The sequence below is a fragment of the Streptococcus oralis genome (genome assembly GCF_001588645.1).
Classification (GTDB): Bacteria; Bacillota; Bacilli; order Lactobacillales; family Streptococcaceae; genus Streptococcus; species Streptococcus oralis_AB.
The window spans coordinates 453,267-470,303 of record NZ_LAYF01000003.1; the positions used below are offsets into that span (position 1 = coordinate 453,267).

Genomic DNA, 17,037 nt, shown 5'->3' on the forward strand with positions numbered 1-17,037 from the left:
TTCTTTTAGAGAGATAACTTTTAAAGTGTTTCTAAGAGTTCTTGCATCTGAACATCATCTGGAACGAGTTTTAAATAAGCTTCAGCTTGCACTTTGGCTTCTTCAAAATACCCCAATTCACGCAAAAGATAAGTATACTGCTCCAGGAACTCAGGATTATCCTTGAGATCAAGCGATAGTTCCTGATAGAACTCATAGGCCTTATCTAAATCCTCAATTTCCTGATAAGAACGGGCAATCATCCACTTGGTCAAGAGATTTTCAGGTTCTTGACTTTGGAGAGCAATGATATCTTCGTACCGCTCTTGTTCCATATAAATGGTTGCAAGGCGAAGGAAAATTTCTTCTGTATCCTCTGCATCTTCTTTGGCAGTAAGGAGAAACTGCTCTGCACTACCAGGATCATGTAATTCATACGAAAACTGAGAAGCAGCCAGTAAGAGCCGAGTTTCAAATGGATTTTTCTCCAAACCTTGTTTAACGATACGAAGGGCCTCTTCCACCTGATGTTCCTTGTGCAATGCTTGACCATAACCATATTCATATCCTTCAAAATCAGGTGAAATGGTATCAATTTGCTTAAAGTAAAGAACAGATTTTTGATACTCTTCTTGGTCAAAGTAAAGGCTAGCCAGTTCAAAGGCAGTTTGGTCATCGTACTCTAATTCTAAGGCTTTTTCTAAGAATTCAGTTGCAGCTTCAAACTTACCTAACTGGGCATAAGCGTAGCCAATTCGTTGATATGTTGAGACACCCGTTTGCTCATAAATGGAGCGATTGTCTAACTGAGCATAGCCCTGAATGGCTTCCTGATAATTTCCTAACTCACTATCTAACTCAGCTAAACCAAAAACTAATAAGGGATCGTCTGAGTAGTTTAGGGCTTCCAGTAACTTTTCACGCGCTACATCTGTCAATCCTTCCAACTGATAGAGGTCAGCCTTCAAGGCCAAAGCTGATACATACCAGTCACTTTCGGGTGTGATTTCCTCAAGGTAAGCAAAGGCCTCTTCAACATTGCCATCCTCGCTAGCAATGCTGGCTAAGTTCAGATTCACTTCTGGAAATTCTGTAACGATATTTTGGTAAATTTCTTTTGCTTGAGGATAAAAGCCAATTCCCTCTAGATAGCTTGCTAGTTCATAAAGAACTTCACTTGAATCTGTTTCGAGGGCTTTGTGAAAATATTGATCCGCCTTGGTTAAATCCTGTTCATCCAAAGCCTGAAGCATGCGTTGACTATTGTTCACTCTTGATTTCCTCCCCTTCTTCTTCATACAAACCGCTGACTTTTTTATACCAGTTAAAGATAGCTGAGATAACAACCTTGGCAGAAGCATAGACTGGGATTCCCAGCAAGACTCCCCAAATACCAAACATAGACCCTGAAGTTAGGAGAACAAAGAGGACATTGATAGGATGGATGTTTAGCTGACTACCTAAAATAAGCGGAGAAACGAAGCGACCTTCAATCGTTTGTTCAACAATAAAGACAACGATTACTTTCAAAAGCATCACAGGTCCTGCTATTAAACCTAAAACCAGAGCAGGCAACATGGCGAGGAAACTACCTAGATAAGGGACTAGATTTAGAATACCAGCGGTTACACCTAGAGTGACAGCGTAGCGTAAACCGATAATCTTAAAGAAGATAATAAACATGATAGCTACAATAATAGCTACTGTAACTTGTCCTCTAACATAGTTTGATAGCTGTTTATTGACATCTGATAGGATTTCACCCACAGGTTCTTTTAACTTGTTTGGGATGAATTTAGTCAAGTAATCACGCAAGCCTTTTCCATCTCTCAAAAGATAAAAGAGCATGAAGGGTACGATAATAACCGCTACAATGACTTGGGAAACACTACTGATAAAGGCGCTAACCCAGTTAACAGCTTGAGAAGAGATTTTGCTTGCCCACATGGTCGCTTCACTAGAAACATTGGCAAGAACCTGCTCCAACTGTGGTCTAAAATCATCTGGCAAGCGTTTGGTTACAAGATCATTGATCACCTTATCTGCATCTTCCAGGTATGTCGGCACATTCTTCGCAAAATTTAAGACTTGGCGTTGCAGATTTGGAATTGCGACTGCCAGCCCCCAAATGATAAAGAGTCCAATAATAACAAAAACAATACTAATGGCAAGGACACGATTGATCTTGTGCTTCTCCATCCAGTCCACAATCGGATTGAGGAGGTAATAAAGTAAACCAGATAAAATAACTGGCAACATGACAACTCCTAGAAAATCCAAAACTGGTAAAAAGATAAAACTAATCTTACTTAGAATAAAAATGTTTAGCCCCAGTAACAAGGTTACTAAAAATACAGTGATGGCTTTATTATCTAAAAACCACTTAAAAAACCAAGATAGGCTAAAATGTTTCTCTTTATGTTCCATAAATACATCCTTTCTGTCGTTCTCTCATTATACCATTTTTAGACTAAAATAACTCTTTTTTAAAGTGCTTACATGAATGAATCTAGTGCTTCATGACTGCCATTTTGTGGTATAATGAACTTATCATTATTAAGAGGTATGGACATGAAAGAAACTGTTTATTTTGGAACTTACACTCGTCGCTTATCTAAAGGGATTTACAAGGCAGATTTTGATACAGAAACAGGCCAGCTTGCAAATCTTGAACTCTTTGCTGCTGAACCAAGTCCGACCTACCTTGCCTTTGACCAACAGCAACACTTATACACCGTAGGGAGCCAGGATGGCTTAGGTGGCATCGCTGCTTACAAGACAGATGGCGCTTTGCTAAATCATGTGGTTGAAGAAGGCGCTCCCCATTGTTATGTGGCAGTGGATGAAAAGCGTGGTCTCGTTTATGGGGCCAACTATCATAAAGGTCAAGTTCTGGTTTATAAACGTCAAACAGATGGTAGCCTCATCCAAACGGATCTAGATCAGCATAGTGGACAAGGTCCTCATGAAAACCAAACTTCCCCACATGTACACTTTACAGATCTAACACCTGACCAGTACCTCGTCACATGTGATCTAGGGACGGATGAGGTAACAACCTATGATGTTAGCTTAGAGGGAAAACTAAATAAACTCTACACTTATCAAAGCCAAGCTGGAGCAGGTGCTCGCCACATCGTTTTCCACCACCACTATAAGATTGCCTATCTCATCTGCGAACTGAATAGCACGATAGAGGTCTTGATTTATGATGGAGTTGGTGAATTTGAACGCATGCAAGTTATTTCAACCTTGCCAGATGGATACGAAGGCTTTAATGCTACTGCTGCCATTCGTCTTTCAAAAGATGGCAAATACCTCTATGCATCCAACCGAGGTCATGATTCCATTGCAGTCTATACAATCCTCGCTGATGGTAGCTTGGAATTATTAGAGATTGTACCAAGTCACGGTAAAACGCCACGTGATTTCGACCTAACTCCTGATCAAGAGTTTCTCATTGCTGTTCATCAAGATTCTGATAACGCAACCGTCTTTAAGCGCAATCCTAAAAGTGGTCGTCTTGCAGAGCTTTCTAACGACTTCCATGTCCCTGAAGCAGTCTGCATCAACTTCCCACATTAAAAAAATGAACTTGAGTTTCAAGTTCATTTTTTTATAGTCTATTTCTAACATTAATACGGTTAATGGCACGTTGAAGAGCAATCTTAGCACGTCGTTCTTGGTCTATTAAGTGCTTTTCATGGGCTTCTTCGATTTCTCGTTCAGCTCGAAGTTTCGCGCGTTCTGCACGACTGATATCGATATCACGAGCACGTTCTGCTGAGTCTGCTACAATAGTAATGATGTCATTAGCAATCTCGATAATTCCTCCGTTCACTGCAATCCAATTCACATGAGTATCATCATCGATACGTTTTACCTTCACTTCATCAACCGCTAAAACCGCTATCATATTTTCATGTCGTGGCAAGATCCCCATCTCACCATCCAGAGTTCGTACCGATACAAAGCTGGCATGGTGATCATAGACGAGGCCATCTGGTGTCACGATCTGGACAGTTAAATGAGCCATAGATCACCTCTTAAAATCCCATTTTCTCTGCCTTAGCAATGACGTCTTCGATTGAACCGACACCACGGAAGGCATCTTCTGGTAGCTGGTCATGTTTTCCTTCAAGGATTTCCTTAAAGCCACGAACTGTTTCCGCTACTGGTACATAAGAACCAGGTTGACCAGTAAATTGTTCTGCAACGTTAAAGTTTTGAGACAAGAAGAATTGGATACGACGGGCACGGGCAACCAAGGTCTTTTCTTCATCAGAAAGTTCATCCATACCAAGGATAGCAATGATATCTTGCAATTCATGGTAACGTTGAAGGACACGTTTAACCTCAGCAGCAACTGCATAGTGCTCCTCACCAACAATCTCAGGTGCCAAGGCACGAGAGCTTGAAGCTAGAGGGTCAACGGCTGGGTAAATACCCAACTGTACCAACTTACGTTCCAAGTTTGTAGTTGAATCCAAGTGAGCAAAAGCTGTTGCTGGCGCAGGGTCAGTATAGTCATCCGCAGGCACGTAGATAGCCTGGATAGAGGTTACAGAACCCTTCTTAGTTGATGTGATACGTTCTTGCAATTGACCCATTTCTGTAGCAAGTGTTGGTTGGTAACCAACGGCTGAAGGCATACGACCCAAAAGGGCAGATACTTCTGAACCAGCTTGAGTGAAACGGAAGATATTGTCAATGAAAAGAAGCACATCTTGGCCTTCTACATCACGGAAGTATTCGGCAATTGTCAAACCAGTAAGGGCAACACGCATACGTGCTCCAGGTGGTTCATTCATCTGACCAAATACCATGGCTGTTTTCTCGATAACGCCTGATTCTTTCATTTCCCAGTAAAGGTCGTTCCCCTCACGAGTACGTTCCCCAACACCGGTAAATACTGAAATACCACCATGTTCTTGGGCAATGTTGTGAATCAATTCTTGGATTAAGACAGTTTTACCAACTCCGGCACCACCGAAGAGTCCAACTTTCCCACCTTTTAGGTATGGGGCAAGAAGGTCGATAACCTTAATCCCTGTTTCCAAAATTTCAGATGAGGTAGACAATTCATCAAAAGTTGGAGCTTTCTTATGAATTGGCTGACGCTCAGCGTCTTCAGCGAAAGGAGCATCCAAGTCAATAGTATCTCCCAAAACGTTGAAGACACGTCCCAAAGTTTCTTTACCTACTGGTACGGAGATTGGACGGCCTGTGTCCAAAACTTCCATTCCACGAGTCAAACCATCTGTTGATTCCATGGCGATCGTACGGACCATACCATCACCCAACTCCAAGGCTACTTCAAGGACGATTTTTGTTTTTCTTTCGTCATTTTTGTAGACGACAAGTGCATTATTAATCTCAGGAAGTGTTTCCCCTGCTGCAAACAAGACGTCTACAACGGGTCCGATAACCTGAGCAATTTTACCTGAACTCATCTCCTTCTCCTATTCTATATAAGATACTGTCGGTTCCTAGCTCAACTAGGTCCTAAGTTCATTTTGATACGAGGGAGGCAAAGCCTTATTCTAAGGCACTAGCCCCCGCTACGATTTCTGTAATTTCTTGTGTAATCGCCGCCTGTCTAGCACGGTTATACTGGATTGTCAAATCATTGATGACCTTTTTGGCATTATCGGTCGCCGTTTGCATAGCTGTCATACCTGCAGCATTTTCAGCTGTCTTGGCATCGATAATAGCCCCGTAAATCATACTTTCGGCATACTGTGGCAACAACTGCTCTAGAATCTCATCACGGCTCGTTTCCAACTCAAATGTCAAGCTATACTCTTCATCCGCTTCATTTGGATCCAAGTCAACAATCGGCAGCATTTGTTCCACACGCATTTGACTTGTGAGAGTATTGACATGATGGTTGTAGCAGACGTACAATTCATCAAAAAGTTCGTTTTGGTACATATCAATCGTTTTTGAAATAATTTTACGAACTTCATCAAAACTAGGTTGATCTGCCAAGCCACGTAGTTCATAGATTGGCTGAATACCACGAGCCTTAAAGAAATCAGCTCCCATACCACCGATACAGATTATCTCAAAATCTTTACCATCTGGATGGTATTCTTCTTTCAACTCCATAACGGCTTTAAGGATGGAAGCATTATAACCTCCAACCAAGCCACGGTCTGAAGTAATAACGATATAGCCTGTTTTCTTAACTGGGCGACTGATGAGCATCGGATTGGTTGAACCACCAGATCCGTTACCATGCAAAATATCCGTTAAAAGCTTACGAACTTTCTGAGCGTAAACTTGGAAGTTGCGCGCTGCTTCTTCAGAGCGACCTAACTTGGCAGCCGATACCATTTGCATGGCATTAGTGATTTGACTCGTATTTTTGGTTGAGGCGATTTTTGTTTTAATATCATTTAGAGATACTGCCATCTGACACCTCTATTCTTATTGGAAGCTGGATTGATTGAGAAACTCTGTAATCGCAGCATCCAAGACTGCTTCTTCTGGCAAGTCTTTTGTTTCACGAATGGTTTCCAAAATCTCTGGATAATGAGCATCAAAGAAAGTATGGAACTCTTCCTCAAAACGAACAATGTCATCTACAGGAATCGTATCCAAGAAACCATGTGTCAAAGCATAGAGAATGGTTACTTGTTTCTCAACAGGTAGTGGTTTATGAACAGGTTGTTTCAATACTTCCACAGTACGACGTCCACGGTTCAACTTAGCCTGTGTTGCTGCATCCAAGTCAGAACCAAACTTAGTGAAGGCTTCCAACTCACGGTATGAAGCAAGGTCGATACGGAGTGTACCAGCAACTTTCTTCATGGCTTTAATCTGTGCCGAACCACCTACACGGGATACAGATGAACCCGCATCAATGGCTGGACGAATACCTGCATTGAAGAGACCATCACCAAGGAAGATTTGTCCGTCAGTGATAGAGATCACGTTGGTTGCGATATAGGCAGAGATATCTCCCGCTTGTGTCTCGATAAATGGTAGGGCTGTAATAGATCCACCACCAAGCTCATCAGAAACTTTAGCTGATCGCTCAAGCAAACGACTGTGAAGGTAGAAAACATCCCCTGGGAAGGCTTCACGACCTGGTGGACGACGAAGCAAGAGGGAAAGTTCACGATAAGCGACCGCTTGTTTTGAAAGATCATCGTAAACGATCAAAACATGCTTGCCTTGGTACATAAATTCTTCTGCCATAGCAACTCCGGCATAAGGAGCTAGGAAGAGCAATGGAGATGGTTGTGAAGCAGAGGCTGTCACAACGATTGTGTAGTCCAAGGCACCGTACTGGCGAAGTGTTTCTACTTGTGTACGGACTGTTGATTCTTTTTGTCCAATCGCTACGTAGATACAGATCATATCTTGACCTTTTTGGTTCAAGATTGTATCAATCGCAATAGTTGTTTTCCCTGTCTGACGGTCACCGATAATCAACTCACGTTGACCACGACCAATCGGAACAAGGGCGTCAATAGCTTTCAAACCTGTTTGCAATGGTTCTGATACAGACTTACGTTGCATAACGCCAGGAGCTGGCGCTTCCACTGGACGAGTCTTGTCAGTATGGATATCACCAAGACCATCAACTGGACGACCAAGTGGGTCGACAACACGTCCGATTAGGCTGTCCCCCACAGGTACTTCCATGATTTTACCTGTACGGCGAATGGTATCACCTTCACGAATATCTGTAAAGTCTCCAAGGATGATAATCCCAACGTCTGTAGACTCCAAGTTTTGCGCCATCCCATAAGAGCCGTTTTCAAAGATCAACAACTCTCCACTCATGGCATTTTCAAGACCGTGAGCACGCGCAATTCCATCCCCGATATAGGTTACAACACCTGTTTCAGACACATCAAAATTGGGTTTGAAATTTTCAATTTGTTGCTTAATTAAAGCGCTGATTTCTTGTGCGTTAATTGCCAAAAGAACACCACTTTCTATTTCAAATTTTGTTTAACAACTCGAAGTTGTTGTTTAATACTCACATCAATTGTCTTGTGATTAGCAAAAATGACAAAACCACCAATGAGCCCTTCATCAATTTGTTCTTTGATACTCCGTACTTTCAGAGACATTTTTTTCTCTATCAAGGGAAGCAAACGTTCCTTCTGTTCGTCCGTTAAAGGATGAGCTGAGGAGATCGTGACTACAAAATGATTGGTTTCTCTTTCAAGACGATTCAAACAATCAACAATAATATCATAAAAAAGATTTGCTCTGTGATTGTAAATCAGAACCTGAATAAAGTTTTGCATTAAAGGTGAGACAGAGTCTTGAAAAAAAACAACTGTTTTTTCCTTATCAGACTCATCAACTGCCACCTGAGCTAAAAAAGAAGGTAAGCCCGTTTCTTCTGCGACTTGCTTGATTTGATCCAAGTCTGAAAAAATCCGGTCCTCTTCTCCTTTTTCAATCACTAATTGGACAAAAGGCATGCTGTATTTTTCAATTACCTTTGCTGTTTTCTTGTCCATTAGGCTTCTCCTAGCTGATCGATATACTGATCAATGAGTTCCTTATGAGCATGACTGTCAAGGTTTTTTGAGATGATTTTACCAGCGAGACTAATCGTCAAATCTGCCACCTCACCCTTAACACTTTGCAAAGCTTCAGCTTTATTCTGAGCAATTTCTTGATTCGCCTTCTCTTTTAAGCGACCTGCTTCTACTTTAGCATCTGCCAGAATATCTGCTTTACTCTTCTCTGCTGTCTCTTTAGCATTTTCAATGATTGTTTTGGCTTCGTTGCGACTACCAGCCAATTCATCTTCACGTTTTTGGGCAAGAGTTTCTGCTTTTTGACGAGCTTGTTCAGCTCCATCAATATCAGCAGCAATTTTATTTGCCCTTTCTTCGAAGACACTTGTCAAGTTTGACCACGCATATTTCTTAACTAAGACAATCAAAAGGATAAAAGAGCCAGCGATTAAAATAAAGTTACCAATTAATTCACCTACTGTTACGTGCATCAGTTACTCCTTTCTACTCTTCATCATTAATTTTGTTTCCTAGGTACATAGAGGATAATAGTGTAAAGACATAGGCTTGTACACAAGAAATGAACACGGAGAATGCCGTCCAGACAAGATTGGTAACAAATGCGACTGGATACCAATAAAGAGCCTGATGAGAAAGAATAATAAGCAAGCTTGCCATCACTTCTCCGGCAAAGATATTCCCGAACACCCGCAAAGCAAGTGATAGGAAATTCGTGAATTCTTCAAGTAGATTCATCGGTGTCATAAAACCTGGGGTTACAAAACCTTTTAGATATTTTTTAATACCACGACGACGAATTCCTTCAATATGGGTCATCAGGATAATTCCAAATGACAAAGCCAAGACAAACTGGAGATTTGCAGTTGGCGATGTCCAAAGGTTTGTCCCATCTGTAGTTTGAAGTTTTGCCATCAAACCAAGATTATTTGCGATCACCATAAAAAGAAACAAACAAAAGTAAAAGAGTGAGTAATCTTTCATGTACCGTGAGCCTACATTAGGTTCTGTAAATCCGACTACGAAGTCATAGAGATACTCCAGTACATTTTGCTTTCCTTTGGGTTTCACAGTCATATTCCGACTTGCCCAATAGATAAAGCCAAAAATCAGTGCCACAGACAACAAAGTCATTGCTGTCAAGGTTAAATCAAAGGTAACAGGACCAATATTGATGGTTGGATTGATACTTTCTTCCATCTAGAATCCTCCCTTTTCCATTTTATACTTCTCTTTATTTGATGATAAATGAAAATACGAGAGTTATAAAGAATGTTCCTTCGATAAAGGCAATCCCCAGGATCATCAAACTACGCAATTGTGGGATGATATCTGGTTGGCGTGCTGCAGATTTGAACAAACCGTTCATCAACATACCTTCTGCAAGGGATACACCCATACAGGCAAGACAAAGACCGAAAAATGTTAAATTCATGATAAATTCTCCTTTTATTTAAAATTTACTTACTTAGTTTAGTCCTAAAATTTTGATTTGTCAACTTTTTACTTACGTTGAAAGCGTTTCAGATAATATATTTCTATTTTTGCTATTTTTACACTATTTTATAGAAAGTTTTTCCATTTCAGATTGCGTGTTTTTCTTGATTTTACTATATTTTCTGAAACAAACCGAAAAATCCAAGTTTAGAACTTGGATCGATTCATTTTATTTAAAATAGTAGGAATAGTGTTGTTTACAATCTGGATTAAATGGGGCACTGCAGTAAGGACAAGCCATTTGTTTTTGGTATTCTTGGAAAGTCATTGTCCTCTTACAAACCCCACATAAAATCGGTCGATCCTCAGAAAGCTCCAAGGGATAGGGCGAAAACACATGCGTTTCTATAGCATTGTGGCACTGATAACAAGCATAGTATTTTTTACACTCATAACACTGGAGGGAAACGATGTCCTTTTCACCATGATAATGAACACATCTGCCTTCATTATCAACTAACAAACCTTGTGCTTGATTCATTCACTTTTCCTTCTCTAGGCACGAACTGTGACGCTGGTTCCATCTTCCTTATAGAGATTGATAAGACCTTCCTTGAGAGCGCGAACCATGTCCCCTGCTTGAACAGGTTGTGGAACCTTAATGGTCAAGAGTTCCATTGGATTTGGGGCGCGGTCGATTTTATTGCCCTTGGCATCATGAAGATCTTCGATATAAGTCTCAAAATGACGGAAACCTGGTCCATAAAACTCCACTTGGTCGCCTTCATTGATAACATTCCGTTGACGAATGGTTGCCGTTTGAGTCGTATCATCATACGCTACCACTTCAGCGACAAACTTGTATTCAGGAATTTTACGACGAGCGCCAAATAACTGTTCGTTTTCTGTAGGTGTACCATAGTAGAAACCTGTTGCTAATTCACGTTGAGCAACTTTCCACATCTCGTCCACCAAGTCTTGTTTGATGGCTTCAAATTTCTCAGGACTTTCGAGATAAGCATCTACAGCCGCCTTGTAACAGTTGGTCACAGTTGAAACATAGTGAATAGATTTCATACGGCCTTCAATCTTGAGACTGTCTACACCGTTTTCAATCATATCTGGAATATGGTCAATCATGGACATGTCAACAGCTGACATTGAAAATTCTTCTGGAATTTCACCTTTAAGACTCTTACGTTCTTGACCAAAGGGCATGTCGTAAAGATCGTATTTCCAACGACAAGACTGAGAACAGCCACCACGGTTGGCATCACGCATACTCATGTGGTTTGAGAGTGTACAGCGACCTGAGTAGGAAATACACATGGCTCCATGGACAAAGGCCTCAATTTCTACATCAGTGCGTTTGCGAATCTCTGCCAATTCTTCCATTGAAACTTCACGGGCTAAAACCACGCGAGTTAGACCAAGTTCTTTCCAGAACTCTAGAGTTTCATAGTTGGTCGCACTAGCTTGGGTTGAAAGGTGGATTTCAAGACCTGGTGCTTCGGTTGCTGCAATCATAATCAAGGCTGGATCTGACACGATAACTGCCGCAATCCCGATGTCACGCAACTTACGGAACCATTCTCCAGCACCAGCTTCGTTTCCTTCGTGCATAACCATGTTAGCAGCCACATAGACCTTGGCACCGTACTTAGCAGCAAACTGCACGCCTTCTTCCATCTGTTCAAAAGTAAAGTTTCCAGCACGGCTACGAAGACCATAGGCCTGCCCACCGATGAAGACTGCGTCCGCACCATATTGAACAGCTACTTTCAGCTTCTCTAAAGTTCCTGCAGGTGATAAAACCTCAGGACGTTTTAATGTTTTTGTCATTTTTTCTCCTATTTGCAATATAAAAGTTTGACGTTTTTCCTTCTCATTTTATAGTAAATAAGCGATAAAATCAAGCCTAGGCAGATTGTTTTGACAATTCTAATCTTTTCTAAAGCAAAAAACTAGCCTTTCTAGACTAGTTATTTTCAAGATAAAATTCAAAGCGTTCGCCCACGTATTGACTCTTTACATACTCGAAAGCCGTCCCATCTTCAAGATAAGAGACCTGAGTCAAGGCTAAAATAGCATGCCCCTTTTCGACTTCTAGATAGTGAGCAATCTTTTCCTTAGCCAATCTCGCATAAATGGTCTGTTGGGATTTGCCAATCCGGTAGCCATGTTGCTGCAAGGTTTGAAAGAAATGACTGGTGATTTCTTCTTTTTTAAAATCCTTAATAAATTTCTCAGGAATAGATGCGACTTCATAGACTAGCGGAACTTGGTCAGCGTAACGCACCCGTTCCATGCGGATAATATTCTCTGTCGGAGTAATCCTTAGCTTTGCGACCTCCTGCTCATTTGGAATGGTTCTTCTGTAAGAAATGAGTTGACTAGAAGGAACTTTCCCCTGAGATTTGACAATCTCCGTAAAACTGGTTGTACCCCGCATTTTTTCTTGGACACGAGTGCTAGAGACAAAAGTCCCACTTCCTACACGACGCTCCAAAACTCCCTCCTCAACCAAGAGAGAGATAGCTTGGCGTAATGTCATCCGGCTAACCTGAAACTGTTCAGCTAAATATCGCTCACTTGGAAGTCTCTCTCCGATTTTCCAATGATGCTCATCTATATCCTTCTTGATCTGATCGTGGATTTTCATATAAGCTGGTAACATGATTCTCACTTCTTTTCTTTATTTTCTCCATTGTACCGTATTTGCTAAGAAAAAGTCAAACTTTGCCTTGTTTAGTTGGTAATTCGCCCCTATTTGTGATAGAATATTGAAAAAGATATTTCTTTTGAGAAAGGAAAAAGATGAGCAACATTTCAACTGACTTGCAAGATGTCGAAAAAATCATCGTGCTGGACTATGGTAGCCAATACAACCAGCTAATTTCACGCCGTATTCGTGAAATCGGTGTTTTTTCAGAGTTAAAAAGTCACAAAATCTCAGCCGCAGAGGTTCGTGCGATTAACCCTGTAGGGATCATCCTCTCTGGTGGACCAAACTCTGTATACGAAGATGGTTCATTTGATATTGACCCAGAAATTTTTGAACTTGGCATTCCAATTTTGGGAATCTGCTATGGTATGCAACTTTTAACTCATAAACTTGGAGGAAAAGTTGTCCCTGCAGGTGATGCTGGTAACCGCGAGTATGGCCAATCACCACTTACCCATACCACTTCTGCCCTCTTTGAAGGAACTCCTGAAGAACAGATTGTTTTGATGAGCCATGGCGATGCTGTTACAGAGATTCCAGCTGATTTCGTTCGTACTGGAACTTCTACTGACTGTCCTTATGCAGCTATTGAAAATCCAGACAAACATATCTACGGTATCCAATTCCACCCAGAAGTTCGCCATTCTGTATACGGGAATGATATCCTTCGCAACTTTGCCCTTAACATCTGTCAGGCTAAAGGTGACTGGTCAATGGACAACTTCATCGATATGCAGATCAAGAAAATCCGTGAAACTGTAGGTGACAAGCGTGTTCTTCTCGGTCTATCTGGTGGTGTTGACTCTTCTGTTGTTGGAGTTCTTCTTCAAAAAGCAATCGGTGATCAATTAATCTGTATCTTTGTAGACCACGGTCTTCTCCGTAAGGGAGAGGCTGACCAAGTTATGGACATGCTTGGTGGTAAGTTTGGTTTGAATATCGTCAAAGCAGACGCTGCAAAACGCTTCCTTGATAAACTTGCAGGTGTTTCTGACCCTGAACAAAAACGGAAGATTATCGGTAACGAGTTTGTTTATGTATTTGATGACGAAGCAAGCAAACTAAAAGATGTGAAATTCCTTGCTCAGGGAACGCTTTACACTGACGTGATTGAGTCTGGTACAGATACTGCTCAAACCATCAAATCACACCACAACGTGGGTGGTCTTCCAGAAGACATGCAATTTGAACTGATTGAACCATTGAACACTCTTTATAAAGACGAAGTCCGTGCCCTCGGTACAGAGCTTGGTATGCCAGACCACATCGTATGGCGCCAACCATTCCCAGGACCAGGACTTGCTATCCGCGTCATGGGTGAAATCACTGAAGAAAAACTTGAAACTGTTCGTGAGTCAGACGCAATCCTTCGTGAAGAAATTGCCAAATCTGGACTTGACCGCGATATCTGGCAATACTTCACTGTCAACACAGGCGTTCGTTCAGTCGGTGTTATGGGTGACGGTCGTACTTATGACTACACCATCGCCATTCGTGCCATTACTTCTATCGATGGTATGACAGCTGACTTTGCCAAGATTCCTTGGGAAGTTCTTCAAAAAATTTCTGTACGTATCGTTAACGAAGTAGACCACGTTAACCGCATCGTCTACGATATCACAAGTAAACCACCTGCAACCGTTGAGTGGGAATGATTTATAAACATGATTTGAAGTGAAATGGTTGATTTAACAGCATTTTCAGTTGTTATAAAAGGTTAAAAATAAATCAAAATTGATTGGTTCCCCACCAAAAATCCCACCAGAAATATTCTGATGGGATTTTTTTATATTAAATTTTATTCTTCTATTATTTGATGCTTTACGAGCTTTCTTAAGACCTAGTTGGAAACATTTCTATTTGAATAAGTTTCAAGATGGGCTTAAAATCAATGTTTTCCCACGTTTTCAGAAAGAACGATTTTATCTAATTTGAATAACTTTCAGTTGAATGGTGTGAATTTTACCCTAAAAATACACAAATTGAGCTAAATTTTACCAAAAAGTTCACACCATCAATCTAATCACTAATCACATTTTGCTGATTAGTGATTTTTATGTTTTATTGCAACTACTTTTTGGAATCAAATCGTTAATCTAGGTATTAAAAAACTCCCTTTAATCAACTTAAAGAGCAACCAAGTCATTCAATATAAAAACAGGAACTTACCTACAACTAACAGTGTATAAACAAGTTCCTCACAGGCTATTTCAATGGTGATAAAGCATCAAAAAATTACTTTTCAATAGAATTTAAAAAGTTATCGATGTCTTGGCCTTCTAAACTCTTGATCTTAACTCCCTGGTCTTTAAAGATTCCTAAAGGTGTTTCGATTATTTTTAAGACTTCAATGTCTTTTCGGCTAATCTCTTTTGCCCATTCTAACTTATTTATCTGCTTGAATCCCAACTCATCCTTTATTTGATTTTGGTTGGCGCTTGGTATTATTTCAAACCAATCTTTCTCAACATTCCTTCGAATCATCCCACTACTAACATAAAAAGAATGCCCCTTATATTGAATCTCATAATGAATACTGTATAGATAGTCTAGCTCTTCCATATTGACCTTTTTAGAAAAGAAATCATCAAATTCCTCTCCCCAAGAATCTACATAATTGTTAAATCCTTCATCTTTTGTATCACTAGTCAGAACAATCCAATCATTATTACTAAGACCTTTTGAAACATTATATTTTTTACCCCGGTAAATTGCAATCATTATTCACTCCTATTTTATTAGTTTCCAACCTTTATTTTCTACATATTTATATTGTATTATAGGATTTCCGCTTTTGCTTTCAAAAATTGTTATTAAATCTCCATCCATAAAATTTCGTTCTTCTATTAACTTATACTCCGGTAATATAATATTCTTAGAACCTGTAAAACCTCGACCTGTAAAAGGATAACTTGCATTATCAAGTTCACCAAATGGAATATCTAGCTTATCTGCTTCATCCAAGAAAAATGATATTTTTGCATAGGTCTTGGTCTTTTCTAAGTCAAAAGGAGTGTTAGGATAATCTAATCGATTTCCTTCAACTATTTCTGGAAGAGTAGTTAATGATTTTGAATGCTCATCAACCGAGACAAAACCTGCAAAAGAATTACGTTCTCCGCTGAGATATGATTCAACAAACTCTGTAGGTATCGTTTTATTCATCTTGGTTTTAGGAGCTGGTATACCAATCTCTTTGCGAACAGCTTTGACAAATGCATCTGTTTTAGCTGATAAAGTCGTATCTGCATCTACTAAGTTCGAAAAGTCTTCCAGGCTATAGCCCGCCTTATTGATTATAGCTTTTATTTCTGGAGATGTATATAGTTCTAGATTAGATAATCGATCACTATTTAGAGTGTATTTTTTTGTATTCGTAGAAAAGGCATCTTTCACCTTATTAAGACTAAACTTGCTGGCTGCTGAGGAGGTCGCATAGCCTCCTACGATATTCCCGATAAAGTTGGCGGTTTGGGCATCTTCTTCGCTTCCACCTAGGAGCTTAGTCCCATGATAGGCAACCTGACCCGCGGTATAGGCACCTGCTTCCCCTATCGCAAACTGGGTCAAGCCCTTGACAACGCTCTGGGTCTGCCCTATGGGAATCATGATGGCACTCGCCGTCACAAAGACATTTCCAACATCATGATACAACTTGTCATTGCCCATGAAAAGCGTATCTCTGATGGGATTTATTGACTTGGTGTGGATATCCCCTGCATTCCCAAGTACGATATTATGAACGCCTTCTGCTGCATTAGACGTACCATAGATTGTTGCCCCCAGACCTGAAGTTAAGCCAAACCCAACAACCAAGGGAGTCGCAGATCCCATGGTTCCTATAATTGCGAGTATAGCAAACGCAACGGTCAACACACCCAAGCCCAACTCTTTCCAACCATTCTTGGCACGATCCTCCGCAGCCAAGGCTTCAAAACGAACCTTGTCTCGCTCCTGGGCAGCCTTCACGCGCTCAACGCGACTCTCCATCTGCTGGGTCGCCTGTTTGTAAGCTATCGCAAAGCGTTGAACAGACTTGAGTTTGGCAAAATCTCCTGACTGATAAGTCCCTACCGTACGTGTCTTCCCTGCATGTTCTGTGATCAATGCCTTGGTCGCAGCTAGAAGTTCCTTAAAGGCGACCAAATCCTGACTCGCATGATTACTTTCATACTGAGTGATGGAGCTGTCCAAGTTCTTGATCTGATTGAGCAGAAAGTTATAGTCCATGACCGTGCTGGTATGACTGCTTCCATCATAGCTCACCAAGTCCGAAATCTTGTCCTTGGCCGTGTTTAAGAGTTCAATCTCGTTCTTTAACTTATCCCTCGAACCCTTCAAATCACTATGTAATCGCGTAAACTCCTGACCAGGTAGCTTTGTATG

17 protein-coding genes are annotated in these 17,037 nt (G+C 40.8%); 2 read left to right on the forward strand and 15 right to left on the reverse strand.

Annotation, left to right across the window (positions count from 1 at the left end; genetic code table 11):
• Positions 1-20: 20 nt before the first annotated feature.
• Positions 21-1,250, reverse strand: coding sequence for a tetratricopeptide repeat protein (locus A0739_RS03785; protein WP_061587111.1), 1,230 nt, complete (start codon positions 1,248-1,250; stop codon positions 21-23).
• Positions 1,240-2,406: an AI-2E family transporter gene (locus A0739_RS03790; protein WP_061587112.1), complete on the reverse strand. Its 1,167-nt coding sequence runs from the start codon at positions 2,404-2,406 to the stop codon at positions 1,240-1,242. The genes A0739_RS03785 and A0739_RS03790 overlap by 11 nt, the downstream gene beginning before the upstream one ends.
• Before the next feature lie 144 nt (positions 2,407-2,550).
• On the opposite strand from A0739_RS03790, the gene A0739_RS03795 reads away from it, so the two are divergent.
• Positions 2,551-3,564: a lactonase family protein gene (locus A0739_RS03795; RefSeq protein ID WP_061587113.1), complete on the forward strand. Its 1,014-nt coding sequence runs from the start codon at positions 2,551-2,553 to the stop codon at positions 3,562-3,564.
• Positions 3,565-3,595: 31 nt separating this feature from the next.
• Here the strand turns inward: A0739_RS03795 and A0739_RS03800 are convergent, their stop codons facing one another.
• The 11 genes from A0739_RS03800 to A0739_RS03850 form a co-directional block, all read right to left on the reverse strand.
• A complete protein-coding gene (locus A0739_RS03800) occupies positions 3,596-4,015 on the reverse strand; it encodes a F0F1 ATP synthase subunit epsilon (RefSeq protein WP_045591497.1) in 420 nt (139 codons plus the stop codon).
• Positions 4,016-4,025: 10 nt separating this feature from the next.
• Entirely contained in the window at positions 4,026-5,432 is a 1,407-nt protein-coding gene (atpD, locus tag A0739_RS03805; RefSeq protein ID WP_000094372.1) for a F0F1 ATP synthase subunit beta, read from the reverse strand.
• Between the two features lie 85 nt (positions 5,433-5,517).
• Positions 5,518-6,396, reverse strand: a complete 879-nt coding sequence (locus A0739_RS03810) for a F0F1 ATP synthase subunit gamma (RefSeq protein ID WP_061587114.1) — start codon at positions 6,394-6,396, stop codon at positions 5,518-5,520.
• A 15-nt stretch (positions 6,397-6,411) separates the two neighbouring features.
• Positions 6,412-7,917 carry a F0F1 ATP synthase subunit alpha gene (atpA, locus tag A0739_RS03815; RefSeq protein ID WP_000996617.1) on the reverse strand — a complete coding sequence of 502 codons (1,506 nt, stop codon included), beginning with the start codon at positions 7,915-7,917 and terminating at the stop codon, positions 6,412-6,414.
• Between the two features lie 14 nt (positions 7,918-7,931).
• Entirely contained in the window at positions 7,932-8,468 is a 537-nt protein-coding gene (locus A0739_RS03820) for a F0F1 ATP synthase subunit delta (RefSeq protein WP_061587115.1), read from the reverse strand.
• A complete protein-coding gene (gene atpF, locus A0739_RS03825; RefSeq protein WP_000558543.1) occupies positions 8,468-8,962 on the reverse strand; it encodes a F0F1 ATP synthase subunit B in 495 nt (164 codons plus the stop codon). The genes A0739_RS03820 and atpF overlap by 1 nt, the downstream gene beginning before the upstream one ends.
• 13 nt (positions 8,963-8,975) lie before the next feature.
• Positions 8,976-9,689, reverse strand: a complete 714-nt coding sequence (gene atpB, locus A0739_RS03830; protein WP_061587116.1) for a F0F1 ATP synthase subunit A — start codon at positions 9,687-9,689, stop codon at positions 8,976-8,978.
• A gap of 34 nt (positions 9,690-9,723) precedes the next feature.
• A complete protein-coding gene (locus A0739_RS03835; RefSeq protein ID WP_001054553.1) occupies positions 9,724-9,924 on the reverse strand; it encodes a F0F1 ATP synthase subunit C in 201 nt (66 codons plus the stop codon).
• 231 nt (positions 9,925-10,155) lie between these two features.
• Positions 10,156-10,467 carry a CHY zinc finger protein gene (locus A0739_RS03840; RefSeq protein ID WP_061587117.1) on the reverse strand — a complete coding sequence of 104 codons (312 nt, stop codon included), beginning with the start codon at positions 10,465-10,467 and terminating at the stop codon, positions 10,156-10,158.
• Between the two features lie 14 nt (positions 10,468-10,481).
• Positions 10,482-11,768 (reverse strand): peptidase U32 family protein, encoded by a 1,287-nt coding sequence (locus A0739_RS03845; protein ID WP_061587118.1) that lies wholly within the window; start codon positions 11,766-11,768, stop codon positions 10,482-10,484.
• A gap of 136 nt (positions 11,769-11,904) precedes the next feature.
• Positions 11,905-12,603 carry a GntR family transcriptional regulator gene (locus tag A0739_RS03850; RefSeq protein WP_061587119.1) on the reverse strand — a complete coding sequence of 233 codons (699 nt, stop codon included), beginning with the start codon at positions 12,601-12,603 and terminating at the stop codon, positions 11,905-11,907.
• A gap of 140 nt (positions 12,604-12,743) precedes the next feature.
• On the opposite strand from A0739_RS03850, the gene guaA reads away from it, so the two are divergent.
• Positions 12,744-14,306: a glutamine-hydrolyzing GMP synthase gene (gene guaA / locus A0739_RS03855; protein WP_061587120.1), complete on the forward strand. Its 1,563-nt coding sequence runs from the start codon at positions 12,744-12,746 to the stop codon at positions 14,304-14,306.
• 580 nt (positions 14,307-14,886) lie between these two features.
• On the opposite strand, the gene A0739_RS03860 is transcribed toward guaA, so the two are convergent.
• Positions 14,887-15,372, reverse strand: coding sequence for a hypothetical protein (locus A0739_RS03860; RefSeq protein ID WP_061587121.1), 486 nt, complete (start codon positions 15,370-15,372; stop codon positions 14,887-14,889).
• A 9-nt stretch (positions 15,373-15,381) separates the two neighbouring features.
• On the reverse strand, positions 15,382-17,037 hold a 1,656-nt coding region (locus tag A0739_RS10605), incomplete at its 5' end, for a kinetochore Spc7 family protein (protein WP_462217737.1).